Origin of the sequence: Corynebacterium xerosis NBRC 16721 = ATCC 373 (genome assembly GCF_001552415.1) — a bacterium.
Classification (GTDB): domain Bacteria; phylum Actinomycetota; class Actinomycetes; order Mycobacteriales; family Mycobacteriaceae; genus Corynebacterium; species Corynebacterium xerosis.
Window position 1 is genome coordinate 16,910 of record NZ_BCRD01000010.1, and the last position, 14,773, is coordinate 31,682.

The following is a 14,773-nucleotide window of genomic DNA, read 5'->3' on the forward strand; positions in this document are numbered from 1 at the left end:
CAACCGCGAATAGTCTGTGTTTTTTATAATAACTAGTGGTGCATGACTATTTTGCACTGGGAATGACGGCCCACATGTGACTACCATTGCGCTCATGACCGATACCAATCAGGCCGCCACCACCGCGGCCGGGACGATGACGCCCCTGGACCTGGCCAAGGAGATTCGACCCCTGCTGACCCGGGCGGAGCTGCTCTACAGCCGCCGCTCCGAAGAGTCGCAGCTCAGCCGCGCGCAGCTGTCGATCATGATGACGCTCGACGCCCTCGGGCCGTGCCGCATCAACCAGCTGGCGCAGGCGGAGGCGATCCGCATGCCCACCGCCTCCAACGCCGTCCACCACCTCGAGGACGCCGGCATGGTCGAGCGCGTGCGCGACACCAAGGACCGCCGCGGCGTCCGCGTCGAGCTGACCGAAAAGGGCCTGTCGGAGCTGCGCCGAGTCTCCACCGAGCGCGACGAGCAGATGGCCGCCATGTTCGCGGCGCTCGCCCCGGAGGAGCTCGAAATGGGCGCCGCGCTGGTGCCGGTGCTCAAGCGGATCCTCGAGACCTACGGCGAGGACCGGGCGGCCACCGCCGAATAGGCGACCGCTAGGCTTGACCGCGCGCCACGCACGTGCGCGCGCCGATCGAGCCGAACCACCCCGCGCCCCCGCCCGGCCGGGTTCCCAGGAGGTCCGCATGCCGCATAGCCCGCTCCGCATCCTCATCGCTTGGCGCCCGGGCCGCAACGGCGCGGAGGCGATGAACTGCGCCGCGTGGCTGGCCCGCACCTGCGAGGTCCGCATTCGCGTGGCCACCGTGCTGTCGCGCGGGTGGCCGCTGACGTCGCTGGCCCGCCTGTCGGACAACGATTCGTGGGTGATGCGCGAGGGCCGCAATTCCGAACGGTCCGCGCGCGCGGCATTGAAGGCCGCGGGGATCCGCAAGGGAATGCTTGACGACGAGCCCTTCGTCAGCGTGGAGTCGTCCTCCGAGGCGACCGCCCTGACGAAGATGGCCGAAGACTTCGGCGCCGACGTGATTTTGCTCGGCAGCCAGGCCCACACGCCCACCGGCCGGTTCCGGGCCGGATCGACTGCCGATGCGCTTCTGCACTATTCGCCGATCGCGCTGGGCCTGTCGCCGCGGGGGCGGCGCCTGTCCAAGAACGGCGTGACCAGGATCAACGTGTCCTACATCGACACGCCGCAGTCCCACACCGCGTTGAAGCGGGCGGCCGATCTGGCCATGAAGTGGGACGTGCCGCTGCGACTGCTGGCGTTCACGCCGCGCGGCGCCACCATGTACCCCACCGAGGATGGATTCGGTTCCTCCGAGGACCTGATGATCGAATGGCGCGAGCAGGCGTTGGCGCTGATCGACCGCGGCATCGACCGCGCGCACACCCGCTACCCGGACCTCCACGTCGAGGCGGACGTCGGCAGCGGCCACGGTTGGGAGGATGCGCTGGGGGCGCTGAAGTGGAAGAAGGGCGACCTGCTCATCGTCGGTTCGTCGACGCTCGGGCATTTCGGCCGGGTGTTCATCGGCTCGTCGACGAACCAGATCGTCCGCCACTGCCCCGTGCCCACGCTGATCACGCCGTCGTAGGGCGGAGCCCATCGGCGCGCCGTGGCGCGTGCCCCCGCCGATCGACCCGACCGCCCCGATCGGCCCGATCGACGCGACTGGCCCGTTTGGCCCTACTGCCCCGATCGCCCCGACTGGCCCGGATCGAGGTCAGCGTATGGTGTGGGCATGCGCGACGACCAGAATGCCGGCCACTTCGACGACGATGATCCGCTGGATCGGCTCCAGCGGCAGAACTACTCGTGGCGCCCGGCCCTGAAGTACGCCGGCGCGGTCGTCGGGGGCACGTTCCTGGCGGCGATCATCATCGGCGTGATCAGCGCGGTCCAGGGTGGGCCGAACTGCGACGACGGCACCCACGCGTTCATCTGCTCGCGCTGGGCCGAGCTGGCGCTGCCGCTCGTGCCCGGCGCCGTCAGCCTCTTCGGCGCGCTGGGGTGCTTCTGGATCACCTACCTGCGCTGGAAGAACTTCGGCAACTGGCGCCCCTGGCTGGCCATGTGCTGGGTGCTCATGCCGTGGACCCTGGCGTGGATGACGTCGACGTTCTCGATCGCCATGTTCGGCGTCGAGGCCGGTACCCCGTAAGCCGCCGGTGGATTCCCGTCCGCCCGGCAAGGAGGCGAAACCATGACCGAGCACCGCATTTTCGGGATGCCCTTCGCCCGCATCTACCCGCTCTACGTGAACAAGGTCGAGCGCAAGGGCCGCACCGTCGCCGAGCTCGACGAGGTGCTGACGTGGCTGACGGGCTACGACGAGGCCGGTCTCCGCGCCGCCGTCGACTCCGGGGTCGACATGCGCGGCTTCTTCGATGAGGCACCGTCCCTCAACGCCAACGTCGACCTGATCACGGGAGTGGTCTGCGGCGTGCGTGTGGAGGACGTCGAAGATCCGCTGATGCAGAAGATCCGGTGGATGGACAAACTCGTCGACGAGTTGGCGAAGGGCAAGAAGATGGAGAAGATCCTCCGCGCCTGACCGCCACGGGCGTCGCCGGCCGACCCCGCGCCGGCGTGGTTCCGTGCTGGCGTGGCCCGCACCGAAATCCAACCCGCGAGCATGTACCAATGATTGGCGCCGACCAATCGTAGACAATCAATCACGGATGAAAATCGCTTGACCTGCAGCTACGAGGTAGCGGGGGAGGGCCCACGAATGTCCGCCCGGGAGAGAGGCAAAGGGAGAGCCGGGGAGAGAAGCGGGGGAGCACCCCGCCGCTTCCCGAGCTACTTCTTCACCACCACGTTGACCATCTTGCCCGGCACCACGATGACCTTGGCCACGGTGCCCTCGGCGGTGTACGCGGCGACCTTCTCGTCGGCCAGCGCCACGGCCTCGATGTCCTCGCGAGAGGCGTCGGCGGCGACGGACACGCGCGAGCGCACCTTGCCGTTGACCTGCACCGGCAGCTCGACGGTGTCGTCGACCAGCCACTTCTCGTCCACCGCCGGCCACGGGCCGTGCGCCAGGGACTCGTCGTTGCCCAGGCGCGACCACAGCTCCTCGGCGATGTGCGGCGCCACGGGGCCGAGCATCAGCACCAGCGGCTCGACCGCGGCACGCGGCGCACCGTCGGCGGAACCGTAGGCCTTGGTCAGGTAGTTGACGTACTCGATCAGCTTCGCCACCGCCGTGTTGTCGCGCAGCGCGGCGTAGTCGCCCGTCACTCCGTCGACGGTGCGGTTGAGGGCCTTGAGGTCGTCGTCGGAAAGCGAACCATCGGTGACCGACAGCCCACCCGTCGCCTCGTCGACCACCAGGCGCCACGCGCGCTGGAGGAACCGCTGCGCGCCGACCAGGTCCTTCGTCGCCCACGGGCGGGAGGTGTCGAGCGGGCCCATGGCCATCTCGTAGACGCGCAGGGTGTCGGCGCCGTAGTTGTCGCAGATGTCGTCGGGGGAGACGGCGTTCTTCAGCGACTTGCCCATCTTGCCGTACTCCTGGAAAACCTCCAGGTCGGAGCCGCCCTCGCCGGCGCCCGGGATGAAGAACTTGCCGTCGCGCTCGACGACGTCCTCCGCCGGCTGGTACACGCCGCGGGCGTCGGTGTACGCGTACGCCTGGATGTAGCCCTGGTTGAACAGGCGGCGGTACGGCTCCTTCGACGTGACGTGGCCGAGGTCGAACAGCACCTTGTGCCAGAACCGCGAGTACAGCAGGTGCAGCACCGCGTGCTCGACGCCGCCGACGTACAGGTCGACGCCGCCCGGGTCACCTGCGCCGTGCAGCTCGGGGCGCGGGCCGGTCCAGTAACGCTCGTTGTCGATGTCGCACAGCGCGTCGTCGTTGTTCGGGTCGATGTAGCGCAGCTGGTACCAGGACGAGCCGGCCCAGTTGGGCATGACGTTGGTGTCGCGGCGGTACTTCTTCGGGCCGTCGCCGAGGTCGAGCTCGACGTTGACCCAGTCGGTGGCCTTGGCCAGCGGGGCCTGCGGCTCGGTGTCGGCGTCGTCGGGGTCGAAGGTGACGGGCTTGTAGTCCTCGACCTCCGGCAGCTCGACGGGCAGCATCGACTCGGGCAGCGGGTGCGCCACGCCGTCCTCGTCGTAGACGACCGGGAACGGCTCGCCCCAGTAGCGCTGGCGGGCGAAGAGCCAGTCGCGCAGCTTGTACTGGGTGGTGCCGCGGCCGGCGCCTTCCTTTTCCAGCCACTCGATGGTGGCGGCCTTCGCGTCGGCCAGGCCCAGGCCGTTGATGTCCAGGCCGCGGTCGTTGGCGGAGTTGACGGCTTCGCCTTCGCCCGTGAACGCCTGCTTTGCGACGCCGCCGTCCTCGCCGTCCACCGCCTTCGCGGAAGCGGCGGGGGCGACGACCTCGCGGATGGGCAGGCCGAAGGCGGTGGCGAACTCGTGGTCGCGGTCGTCGTGGCCGGGGACGGCCATGATCGCGCCGGTGCCGTAGCCCGCGAGGACGTAGTCCGCGATGAAGACGGGGACCTGCTCGCCGGAGACCGGGTTGGTGGCGTAAGCGCCGGTGAAGACGCCGGTCTTCTCCTTGTTCTCCTGGCGCTCCAGGTCGGACTTGGCGGCGATGGAGCGGCGGTAGGCCGCGACGGCGTCCGCCGGGGAGTCCTCGCCGAGCGTCCAGCGGGGATCGACGCCCTCGGGGTAGGAGTCGGCGACGAGCTCGTCGACCAGGTCCAGCTCGGGGGCCAGGACCATGTAGGAGGCGCCGAACAGGGTGTCGGGGCGGGTGGTGAAGACTTCGATCGGGCGGGTGGAGCCGTCGGCGGCGGTGGCCTCGAAGACGACCTCCGCGCCACGGGAGCGGCCGATCCAGTTTCGCTGCATCGACTTGACCTTCTCGGGCCAATCCAGTAGCTCGAGGTCGTCGACCAGGCGATCGGAGTAGGCGGTGATGCGCATCATCCACTGGCCCAGACGCTTGCGGAAGACCGGGAAGTTGCCGCGCTCGGAACGGCCCTCCGCCGTGACCTCCTCATTCGACAGCACCGTGCCCAGGCCGGGGCACCAGTTGACCATCGAGTTGGAGCGGTACACCAGGCGACGGGCCTCCAGCGCGCGCTCGCGCTCCACGCGGTCGAGGTCGGCCCACGTGCGGCCGGCGAACTCCTCGGGCAGGGCGATCTCGCCGGAGGCGTAGGCGTCGACGAGCTCTTCGATGGGATGCGCCCTGTTGTCGCGCTCGTCGAACCAGGAGTTGTAGATGCGCAGGAAGATCCACTGCGTCCACCGGTAGTAATCCGTGTCCGTGGTGGCGAAGGCGCGGCGCTTGTCGTGACCCAGGCCCAGGCGGCCGAGCTGGCGCTCCATGTTGGCGATGTTCGCCTCCGTGGTCACGCGCGGGTGCGTGCCCGTCTGGACGGCGAACTGCTCGGCGGGCAGACCGAAGGCGTCGTACCCCAGCGTGTGCAGCACGTTCGCGCCGCGCATCCGGTGGAAACGCGCGAAGACGTCCGTGGCGATGTAACCCAGCGGGTGGCCCACGTGCAGCCCCACGCCCGAGGGGTAGGGGAACATGTCCTGCACGAACAGCTTGTCGTCCGGCAGCGCCGCACCATCGGCCGACGCGAGATCGCCGACCGGGTTGGGGGCGTGGAAGGTGCCCCGCTCGGTCCAGCGCTTCTGCCACGTCGCCTCCACCTCGGCGGCGACGGCCGGGGTGTAGCGGTGGCCGGCCTCGTTGGCGGCGGCAACGGCGGCCGAGTCGGCTGAGTCGGCCGCGCCCTGGGCGCCGGTGGTGCTGATGTCGGTGTTCCCGCTGTTGGTCATGGGTACACAGCATAGTGGGCGGGGAGCGGCGCCGATTGCCGTGGTGGCGCCTGATGGCCCTAAACTGGAGTCCATGATCGTGATTCCGGTGATTTTGCTGGTCGTGGCGCTCGTCGTCGCCGTCGTGGCGGGCATGGCGTGGTCCGCCAAGCTCCCGGGCAACGCCTACGTGGGCATCCGCGCCCCCGAAGCGCGCAAGGCCAAGGAGAACTGGGACATCACCCACCGCGTCGCCGGCCCGCCGTGGGCCGTGTCCGCCCTGGCCTTCGCAGGCGCGGGCGCCTTGGCGTTCGTGGCCATCCAGCCGGAAGCGTCCGGGTGGATGTGGCTGTGGGTCGCCGTCGCCGTGCTGCTGGGCCTGGCCATGCTGGGCGTCGGCGGCGCCATCGGTTCCCACACCATCGCGCTGTACGACGCCAAGAAGTCCGCCGAATCCGACTCCGGCTGCGGCTCCGACTGCGGCTGCGGATCCGCCGAGGCCGAGGCCTGCGAGACGAACACCACCGGCGCGCCCGCCGGCGCCGACTCCGCGTGCTGCTCGTCCGGCGCCGCGTCCGGCACCGCCGCTGCCGGCGACGCCACCGCGCCCCGCGACCCCTCCGTCGACTGCGGCGTCACCGGCGGCTGCGGATCCTGCAGCCTCAACGGCATGTGCGAGGACGGCAACGCCACCTTCGGCACCGGAACCGGCACCGGTGTCGGCACCGCCGCCGGTTCCGCGAGCTCCGCGGCCTCGGCCAAGGTCGACCGCGACGCCATGCGCCGCGCCGCCCGCGCCACCGACGCCGAATAGCGGGGACGCCGGGCCGTCGCCAAGCAAAACGGCCAAACCCACCCCGAATCGCTTGACCCACCCGCTATACCGGGTGGGTTTGCTCATTCGGGGTGGGTTAACGCGCGAACCGGCCGCCAGCCGTCGCCAACGGGCACCATCCGGCACTCAGACCGCCCCGCCAACCGACCCCACCGCAGAAACGCCGTAACCGGCGCGTCCGCCCGACCCACGGGATAACCTTGTTCCCCATGTGGAACCGTCTGCGCTCGTGGCGCCCAGATCCCCTGATCGTGATGATCGTGCTGGCCGTGATCATCGCGATTTTCCTGCCCGCCCGCGGCGCCTTCGCGGAGGGCTTCGGCCTGGCCACGAAAATCGCCATCGGCCTGCTGTTCTTCCTTTACGGCTCTCGCCTGAGCCCGCGCGAGGCCCTCGACGGCCTCAAGCACTGGCGGCTGCACCTGATGATCCTCGCGTTCACCTTCGTGCTGTTCCCCATCCTCGGCCTGGCCATGAAGCCGCTGGACTGGATCCTCGCGCCCGGCCTGTACATGGGCATCCTGTACATGACGCTGGTGCCGTCGACGGTGCAGTCGTCGGTGAACTTCACGTCCATCGCGCACGGCAACGTCGCCGGGTCGATCGTCAGCGCGTCGGCGTCGAACCTGCTGGGCATCGTGATCACGCCGGTGCTGGTGATGCTGCTCATGGCCACCGGCGGCGGCGTGAAGGTCGACGGGTCGGTCTTCCTGGACATTTCGCTGCAGCTGCTGCTGCCGTTCGTCCTCGGCCAGCTCCTGCGGCGGTGGACGCTGAAGTTCGCGGCGGCGAAGGCGACGAAGAACGTCGACCGCATCTCCATCGCAATGGTCGTCTACGTGGCATTTTCCGAGGGCATGGTCGACGGCATCTGGTCGCGCGTGCCGGTGATGGACATCGTCATCTTGTGCGTGCTGTCGGTGGTGCTGGTGGAGTTCCTGCTGCGCCTGTCGGGGTTCATGGCGCGCAAGGCCGGCTTCGATCGCCGCGATCAGATCGCCATCCAGTTCTGCGGTTCGAAGAAGTCGCTGGCCACGGGCCTGCCGATGGCGGCGGTGATCTTCGGGTCCGGCGGGGCGGGCGTGATCATCCTGCCGCTGATGATCTTCCACCAGATCCAGTTGATGATGTGCGCCGTCTACGCCGCCAAATGGGGCAAGGAGTTCGAGGAACGCGCCACCGCCGACGCCGTCAGTTGACGGGGGCGGGGCTCGGGTGGGCGCATCGGCTTCGGGCCGGTGCGCCTTTCTCATTTTCTGCTTGACGACGGCCATTTCGCCGCCCAACCCGGGGAGGGGCGGTCGCGTGCCCGACCTGAGAGATGCCGCCGGGTGACGTAGCGTGGTCGGCGACAGCCACGGGTCGCCGACAAGGGGAGTGCCACCATGACCGATACGCCGGGAACGACCGGAAACGCTGCGGGCGCGGCCGGAGGGGACGCCGGGGACGGTGCCGCGGCCGCGGCCCGCGACGGTGCGATTGCGGCGTTTTGGGATTGGTGGTCCGCGGAGGGCGCGAACCGCCTGGACGGGGCGTTCACGGGCGGTGCGGATTTCGGCGGCGGCGGTTTCGGCGATGCGGAGCCGTTCGACATCCAGGCCGAGGTCGGCCCGCGGATCGGGGCGATCGACGGTCGCCTGGTGTGGGGTTTCGGGGCGGGCGAGCCGTTCTCGCGGCACCTGCTGACGGTGACCGCCGCCGGTGATCCGGAGGTCCGCCACATCGCGCGCCGGTGGCTCGACGCCGCGCCCGACGACGGCCCGGTGTGGTCGTTCACCGACCTGCGCACCGCCGAGCCGGTGTCCACGGTGACGTGGGCGGGCCACGAGATCGACCCCGCCGACGGGCGCGTCGCCGTCGCCGCCGGTCAGGGCGTCGTCGACGTGCGACTGTTCCACCCGGTGTTCGCGCGGTTCATGGAGGCCGGCGAGGAGGGCGAGCGCGACGTCGCCCACGTCGGTTTCATGCTGCTGCAGTTGGCGTTGGGCGAAGAGGACTTCGGCCTGTGGCTGCGGGCCTTCGCGTTTTCGGCGGAGGAGCCGGAGGGCGCGATGCCGTTGTCGGATCTTCCGGGGTTCATCGATCGGCTGGCCGGGGCGTGCCCGCGGTGGATGACGCTGCAGGGCCAGGCCGACGGCAAGCCGGTGATGGTGGGCACGCGTGCGCCGCTGTCGCCGCTGCTCGGCCCCCTGTTCACCCGCCATGTGGTGGTGCAGCTGCTGTTCTCGGACGTCCTCGATGACGGACAGGCGGGCGAGGCGTCGGCGAAGGCGCTGGCGGACTTCGGCGAGGAGGCCATGGCGACGCTGGCCGACGACGGCATCGTCGCCGCCGCCGAGACGGCCGACGGCATGCGCCTGCTGCACTTCTACGTCGACCCGGAGACGGACGCGACGGAGCGCCTGGCCGCGCTGACCGACACGTGGGCCGAGGGCGACCACGAGATCGTGGCGGCCGAGGACCCGGCCTGGGAGCGCGTGGGCCACCTGCGCGCGTAGGCGCCCGACCGCTTCCGCGCATGGGCGCCGGCCAATCGGAAGGTATGGGGCGGGGCCGAGAGCGGGGGCCGAAGGCTCGCGAGTGCCGGGTCAGGCGACCACGTTGACCAGCACCACGTACAGCGCGGTGCCGACCAGAATGCTCACCGCGGCATTGCGCCGCCACAAATGCAGGATCACCGTCACCGCCAGCGCCAGGGGAGCGGCCCACCACCCGCCGGGATCGCCGGCGGCGCCACCGGCGGCCGCATCACCACCGCCGACCAGCCCCATCCGGTCGACCAGCGTGTACGCCACCAACGCCACCATCACGCCGACGGGCATGGTCACGCCGAGGAAGCGCACCAGCTCCGAACCCCGCAGCACGCGGATGAAGGCGAACGGAGCCCATCGCAACGCCACCGTCACCGCGCCCATGACCAGCAACGACGCCAGAACATAACCTGAACCGGGCATCACGGTGCCTCCGTGCGGGGGTCTGTGGCGGGGAGGTGGGCGTCGTCAAGCGGAACCGTGCCGGACCGCCACGTCAACGCGGCGTCGAGCCGCGGCGACCACACGCGCGCGAGCAACACCGCGAAGTACAGAACCAGGCCGATGACCAGCATCTGGCCCGGATTGACCAGCCACCCGACGCCGACGCACGCCACCGCCGACGCCGGCAGCGACCAATCGCGGTTGACGCGGAACGCATCGATGGCCAGCACCGTGAACAGGGCGGTCAAGGCGAACTCGAAACCGACCAGGCCCTCCGGCAGCGCACGGCCCGAAAGCGCACCGACGATGCCGGAAATCACCCACATGAACTGGCAGAACACTTGGATGCTCAACAAGCGCGCACCCGTCAGCGGCGGCGCCCCGGCGGGGCGGGCCGAGGCGATGGCGTAGGACTCGTCGGTCAGCGCGTACGTCGAATACGTCCGGCCGAGACCGCGCAGGATCCGGCTGCCGCCCGGCTTCGCGCCGATGACGTCGCGCGGGAACGTCAGCCCGTAGAAGATGTGCCGGAAGTTGACCATGAACGCCGTCACCGCCGACCCCAGCAGCCCGGTGTGCGCCATGACCAGGCCGATCGCCAGGAATTCCATCGACCCCGCGTAGACGATGATGGAGAACAGCGGCGTCCACCACCACTCGAAACTCGTCTGCGTCACCAGCACGCCGAACGCCAGGCCCAGCGGGATCAGGCCCAGGCCCACCGGCCACGCCTCGACGATGCCGCCGCGGATCGGGTGGGGGTCGGCGGGCGCGGGCACAGGCGAGCCGGGCACGGGCGAGCCGGGACCCGCCGTCCCGTCAGTTGTCACGGACGTCGACGGGGTAGGTCGAGTACAGGGGCAGCGGCCACGGCTGGCGGCGCATGACGTCGCCCCACACGTCGGCCGCGCCCGGTGCGAGAACGTCGCTGGGCAGGGCGGGGGCGACGTACCAGTCGCCGCGCTCGATTTCGTCGTGCAGCTGCCCCGGCGCCCAGCCGGCGTACCCGGCGAACAGGCGGGCGCCGTCGATGTGCTCGGTGACGGCGTCCGGCTCGACGCCCAGGTTGACCAGCGCGAACCGGTGCGCGAGCTTTTCCAGCAGGGGAGCGCCGGTGGCCTCGTCGACCCGCTCGGGCAGGTCGGTGCCGGTGCGCAGCACGCCGACGCACACGGGCTGCGTCGGGTTGACGGGCCCGCCGACGTAGACGACGGGCGGCTTCGACATCAGCCCGGCCCACGGTTCGAGGACGTTGTGCACGGGCGTCTGCGACCGGGTGGTCAAGTCGACGCCGAGGGTGCCGCCTTCGTCGTGCTCGATGAGGAACACGACGCTGCGGGCGAATTCCGGCGACTCCATGCCCGGCGCGGCGACGAGCAGCATGCCCGCGGCGGGGTCGTTGCGCTCGAGGCAATTGAAAAGTCGGTCTCCGAAAAGGTTTTCCTGCTCCACCCCGCCCATTATGCCCGGGTGTCGCGTTCGGTCCACCAGCGCTTGAGCTCGAGGATGGCGTCTTCGCGTTCCAGCGGCCCCTGGTCCAGGCGCACGTCCTTCATGTGCTTCCACGCCTGGCCGACTTCAGGGCCGGGGCCGAGACCGAGGATTTCCATGATGTCGTTGCCGTCGAGGTCGGGGCGCACCTTGGCCAGATCCTCGGCGGCGGCGAGTTCGGCGATGCGGGTTTCCAGGTCGTCGCAGGCTCGGGCCAATCGCGCTGCTTTACGACGGTTCCGCGTGGTGCAGTCCGCCCGCACGATCTTGTTCAGCTTCTCCAGGAGAGGGCCGGCATCGGTGACGTAGCGGCGCACGGCGGAGTCGGTCCAGGCGGCGTCGCCGTAACCGTGGAAGCGCATGTGCAGGTAGACCAGCTGCGCGATGTTCTCGGTGACGCGCTTCGGGTACTTCAGCTTGCGCAGGCGGCGGCGCACCAGCTTGGCGCCGACGACCTCGTGGTGGTGGAAGGAGACGTTGCCGGAGTCGGTGAAGGCGCGGGTGTCGGGCTTGCCGCAGTCGTGGAGCAGCGCCGCCCAACGCAGTTCCAGGTCGGGTTCGCCGGGCTCCTCCTGTTCGATGGCCTGGCGCATGACCTGCAGGGAGTGCTGGTAGACGTCCTTGTGCTGCCGGTGCTCGTCCTGCGTCATCTTCATGGCGGGGATCTCGGGGATGACGTGGTCGGCCAGGCCGGTGTCCACCATCAGGTCGATGCCGGACGACGGGTCGGCGCCCAGGATCATCTTGTCCAGTTCCGCGCCGACGCGTTCGACGGTGATGCGGCGGATTTCACCGTTCATTTCGGTCATGGCGGCGCGGACCCGATCGGAGACCGCGAACCCGAGCTGCGAGGTGAAGCGGCAGGCGCGGAGCATCCGCAGGGGGTCGTCGCCGAAACTGACCTCCGGCGGGCCGGGGGTGTCCAGGACGCCGGCGACGACGTCGTCGAAGCCGTTCAGCGGGTCGCGGAACGAGCGCGTGCCGTCGGCGTGGAGTTCCACGGCGATGGCGTTGCAGCGGAAATCGCGACGGACCAGGTCCCCTTCGAGGGTGTCGCCGAAGGTGACCTCCGGGTTGCGGCTGACCTGGTCGTAGACGTCGGCGCGGAAGGTGGTGATCTCCACCTGGCGGCCCTTCTTCTCCGCGGAGACGGTGCCGAACTCGATGCCGGTGTCCCACGTGGTCTCGGCCCAGGACTCGAGGATCGCGGCCACGACGTCGGGGCGCGCGCCGGTGGTGAAGTCGAGGTCGTTGCCCAACCGCCCCATCAGAGCGTCGCGCACCGAACCGCCCACCAGGTACAGCGAATGCCCGTGCTCGGCGAAGGCGGCGGCCAACGGCGCCAGCAGGTCGGCCTCCCGGCCGATGGCCTGATCCGCCACCGCCAGCATCGCCGTCCGCCGCAGATCCGCGTCGACGGCAGCGCCGTGGCCGTGTGCGCCGCGGTCGCCGTGATTGCCGTCGTCGCCGTGGGCGGGGGTGTGCTGGGGAGTCGGGGCGTCGGTCACGTGCGACACAATACCCGCAGGCTCGGGGCGGCCCGGTAGTCTGTGTGGAATGAGCGATGCCGACAAGAACGAGGGGACGGCGGGGCCGCAGCGTCGGCGCCGCCGACGTTCGCGTCGCCGCAGCGGCCGCCCCCAGGACGGCGGCCAGGGGGCCAAGCAGAACTCCGGGCAGGGTTCCGGCGACGGCCGGTCCGGAGGTTCCGGGCAGTCGGGCAAGTCCAGTCAATCCGGGCAGCAGGGCAAGTCGGGGCAGTCCCGCCATTCGGGGCAGTCGGAGAAGTCGGGCGCGCGTTCCGGCGGAGCGAAGGGCGGCGCGAATAGCGGCGCCAAGGATTCCGGCAAGGATTCCGGCAACTCCAGGGACGGTTCGGGCTCCGGCGGCCGTTCCCGTCGCCGCCGGCGCGGCGGCCGCGGACGCGGCCAGGGTTCCGGCGGCTCCGGGGGCTCCGGTGCCTCCGGCGGCAACGCCGGCCGCGGCGACTCCGGGGCCAAGGACGGGACCAAGGATCGGGCCAAGGACGGCTCCGGCAAGTCGTCGTCACGCCCGGGTTCGAAGTCGGGCGGCGGACGGTCGGGGCAGCGGCGTCGTCAAGCGGGCCAGTCCAAGGGACGCCCCGGACGCCGCCCCGCAGGCGGGCGCGGACCGCAGCGCGGCGCGGAGCAGCGCGATCGCATGCGCACGTCCATCGAAACGTCGGCCGGCGGACTGGTGGTCTCCGGGCTGGCGGAGGCCGTGCATGACGACGGCAGCGTCGACCTCGACCGCGTCTACGTGGCGCTGATCGGCCGCCTCGACCGCCGCGGACGCCTGCTGTGGTCCATGCCGAAGGGCCACGTCGAGCCCGGCGAGGCGCACGACTCCACCGCCGAACGCGAAGTGTGGGAGGAAACCGGCATCCACGGCGAGGTCATCGCCGAGCTGGGCGTCATCGACTACTGGTTCATCTCCGACGGCACGCGCATCCACAAGACGGTGCACCACCATCTGCTGCGCTACGTCGACGGCGACCTCAACGACGAGGACCCCGAAGTCACCGAGGTGACCTGGTTCCCCGCATCGACGCTGGTCGAGCGCCTGGCGTACGCCGACGAGCGTAAACTCGCCCGGCGCGCCCACGACCTGCTGCCCGACCTGGCCAAGGCGGAGAAGGACGCCGGAAGGGCGACGCCGAGGTGACCCGCGCCGGGGGGCGCCGCCGGGTGCGCCTGATCGCGGCGGTGGCGGCGGGCGCATTGGCCGTCGCCGCCGGTCCCGTCGCGCCCACGGGCCCGCTGGGGCCGCCCGGGGCCGCCGCCGCGCCGCCGCCGTGGCCGATCGACCCGTCGGACCCGTCGATTTCGTCGCAGTGGGGCGCCGATGCCGGGCGAGTGGCCGATCGTGGTGCGCTGTCGCTGTCGATCGACACGATCACCCCGCAGAACCCCGAGGTCGACGGCACGTTGAGCGTCCGGCTGACGGTGGAGAACACCTCCGACGCGGGCATCGATGACATCGTGGTGCGCATGCAGCGCGCCGACGCACTGGCCGGCGCCGCCGAGGCGCGCACGGCGATGGCCGCCCCGGAGCAGACCTTCGGCGTGGCCACGTCCTTCCGCGACGGCTTCGACCTCGCCGCGGGGGAGTCGCGCACCCTGACGCTGTCGGTGCCGCTGGCCGCCGATGCGCCGCGCGGGTTGGGCATCGCGGAACCGGGCGTCTACCCGGTGCTGATCAACGCCAACGGGCGGCCGGGCGAGGACATCGATCAGTTCCTCGCGGAGACCCGCACCCTCGTCCCGGTCGACGCGCCGCTTTCCGACGGCGACGCGGACGCCGACGGCCCGTCAACCGATGAAGGGGCCGATTCCGGGGACGGCGGGGATGAAGGGGAGAGCGGGAATTCCGGGGACGCCGGAGCCGCGGAGTCGTCGGCGCCCGGCACGACCGCCGAACCCGCGCCGGTGTCGGTGGTCTGGCCGCTGGCCGCGAACGTGCCGCTGGTGCCCGGCGAGACCGGCGATGCGCCCGGGCGCCCCGAACTGATCCTGTCGGGGGAGTCCCTGTCTGCGGAGCTGTCGCCCGGCGGCCGCCTCGACGGCCTGCTCGGCGCCCTGGAATCCGAGTTGGCTGGCCCCGCGGGTCCCGCGCTGCGCGGTTCGACGTGCGTGGCCGTGGATCCCGAGCTCCTCGACGTCA

Annotated in this window: 13 protein-coding genes and 1 pseudogene; 9 read left to right on the forward strand and 5 right to left on the reverse strand. The window is 70.6% G+C overall.

Annotated elements, in window-relative coordinates; genetic code table 11:
- Positions 1 to 94: 94 nt before the first annotated feature.
- The 4 genes from CX1_RS11650 to CX1_RS11665 all read left to right on the forward strand — a co-directional run bounded on the left by CX1_RS11650 (position 95) and on the right by CX1_RS11665 (position 2,555).
- Positions 95 to 586 carry a MarR family winged helix-turn-helix transcriptional regulator gene (locus CX1_RS11650; protein WP_046649619.1) on the forward strand — a complete coding sequence of 164 codons (492 nt, stop codon included), beginning with the start codon at positions 95 to 97 and terminating at the stop codon, positions 584 to 586.
- A 97-nt stretch (positions 587 to 683) separates the two neighbouring features.
- Positions 684 to 1,595 (forward strand): universal stress protein, encoded by a 912-nt coding sequence (locus tag CX1_RS11655; RefSeq protein WP_046649620.1) that lies wholly within the window; start codon positions 684 to 686, stop codon positions 1,593 to 1,595.
- 147 nt (positions 1,596 to 1,742) lie between these two features.
- Entirely contained in the window at positions 1,743 to 2,162 is a 420-nt protein-coding gene (locus CX1_RS11660; RefSeq protein WP_046649645.1) for a hypothetical protein, read from the forward strand.
- 42 nt (positions 2,163 to 2,204) lie between these two features.
- A complete protein-coding gene (locus CX1_RS11665; protein ID WP_046649621.1) occupies positions 2,205 to 2,555 on the forward strand; it encodes a DUF2200 domain-containing protein in 351 nt (116 codons plus the stop codon).
- A 248-nt stretch (positions 2,556 to 2,803) separates the two neighbouring features.
- Here CX1_RS11665 and leuS read toward each other — a convergent pair whose 3' ends face one another.
- Positions 2,804 to 5,809: a leucine--tRNA ligase gene (gene leuS, locus CX1_RS11670; RefSeq protein WP_060925715.1), complete on the reverse strand. Its 3,006-nt coding sequence runs from the start codon at positions 5,807 to 5,809 to the stop codon at positions 2,804 to 2,806.
- Positions 5,810 to 5,882: 73 nt separating this feature from the next.
- Between leuS and CX1_RS11675 the strand changes: the two genes are divergently transcribed.
- The 3 genes from CX1_RS11675 (at position 5,883) to CX1_RS11685 (ending at position 9,121) form a co-directional block, all read left to right on the forward strand.
- Positions 5,883 to 6,602 carry an SdpI family protein gene (locus tag CX1_RS11675; RefSeq protein ID WP_060925716.1) on the forward strand — a complete coding sequence of 240 codons (720 nt, stop codon included), beginning with the start codon at positions 5,883 to 5,885 and terminating at the stop codon, positions 6,600 to 6,602.
- Between the two features lie 230 nt (positions 6,603 to 6,832).
- A complete protein-coding gene (locus CX1_RS11680) occupies positions 6,833 to 7,822 on the forward strand; it encodes a bile acid:sodium symporter family protein (protein WP_060925717.1) in 990 nt (329 codons plus the stop codon).
- Positions 7,823 to 8,008: 186 nt separating this feature from the next.
- A complete protein-coding gene (locus tag CX1_RS11685; protein WP_082719349.1) occupies positions 8,009 to 9,121 on the forward strand; it encodes a DUF695 domain-containing protein in 1,113 nt (370 codons plus the stop codon).
- A gap of 90 nt (positions 9,122 to 9,211) precedes the next feature.
- Here the strand turns inward: CX1_RS11685 and CX1_RS11690 are convergent, their stop codons facing one another.
- The 4 genes from CX1_RS11690 to CX1_RS11705 all read right to left on the reverse strand — a co-directional run bounded on the left by CX1_RS11690 (position 9,212) and on the right by CX1_RS11705 (position 12,480).
- Entirely contained in the window at positions 9,212 to 9,577 is a 366-nt protein-coding gene (locus CX1_RS11690) for a branched-chain amino acid transporter permease (RefSeq protein ID WP_046649622.1), read from the reverse strand.
- Positions 9,577 to 10,392 carry an AzlC family ABC transporter permease gene (locus CX1_RS11695; RefSeq protein ID WP_432264159.1) on the reverse strand — a complete coding sequence of 272 codons (816 nt, stop codon included), beginning with the start codon at positions 10,390 to 10,392 and terminating at the stop codon, positions 9,577 to 9,579. The genes CX1_RS11690 and CX1_RS11695 overlap by 1 nt, the downstream gene beginning before the upstream one ends.
- A 25-nt stretch (positions 10,393 to 10,417) precedes the next feature.
- Positions 10,418 to 10,981, reverse strand: coding sequence for a YqgE/AlgH family protein (locus CX1_RS11700; protein ID WP_231129997.1), 564 nt, complete (start codon positions 10,979 to 10,981; stop codon positions 10,418 to 10,420).
- 77 nt (positions 10,982 to 11,058) lie between these two features.
- A complete protein-coding gene (locus tag CX1_RS11705) occupies positions 11,059 to 12,480 on the reverse strand; it encodes a CCA tRNA nucleotidyltransferase (protein WP_060925721.1) in 1,422 nt (473 codons plus the stop codon).
- A 166-nt stretch (positions 12,481 to 12,646) separates the two neighbouring features.
- Here CX1_RS11705 and CX1_RS11710 point away from each other — a divergent pair, with 166 nt between their 5' ends.
- Together CX1_RS11710 and CX1_RS11715 are read left to right on the forward strand one after the other, a co-directional pair.
- On the forward strand, positions 12,647 to 13,774 hold the full coding sequence (locus tag CX1_RS11710; protein ID WP_060925718.1) for an NUDIX hydrolase: 1,128 nt from the start codon (positions 12,647 to 12,649) through the stop codon (positions 13,772 to 13,774).
- Positions 13,771 to 14,773: pseudogene (locus CX1_RS11715) on the forward strand (hypothetical protein); the annotation flags it as partial. The gene CX1_RS11710 and the pseudogene CX1_RS11715, both read left to right, overlap by 4 nt.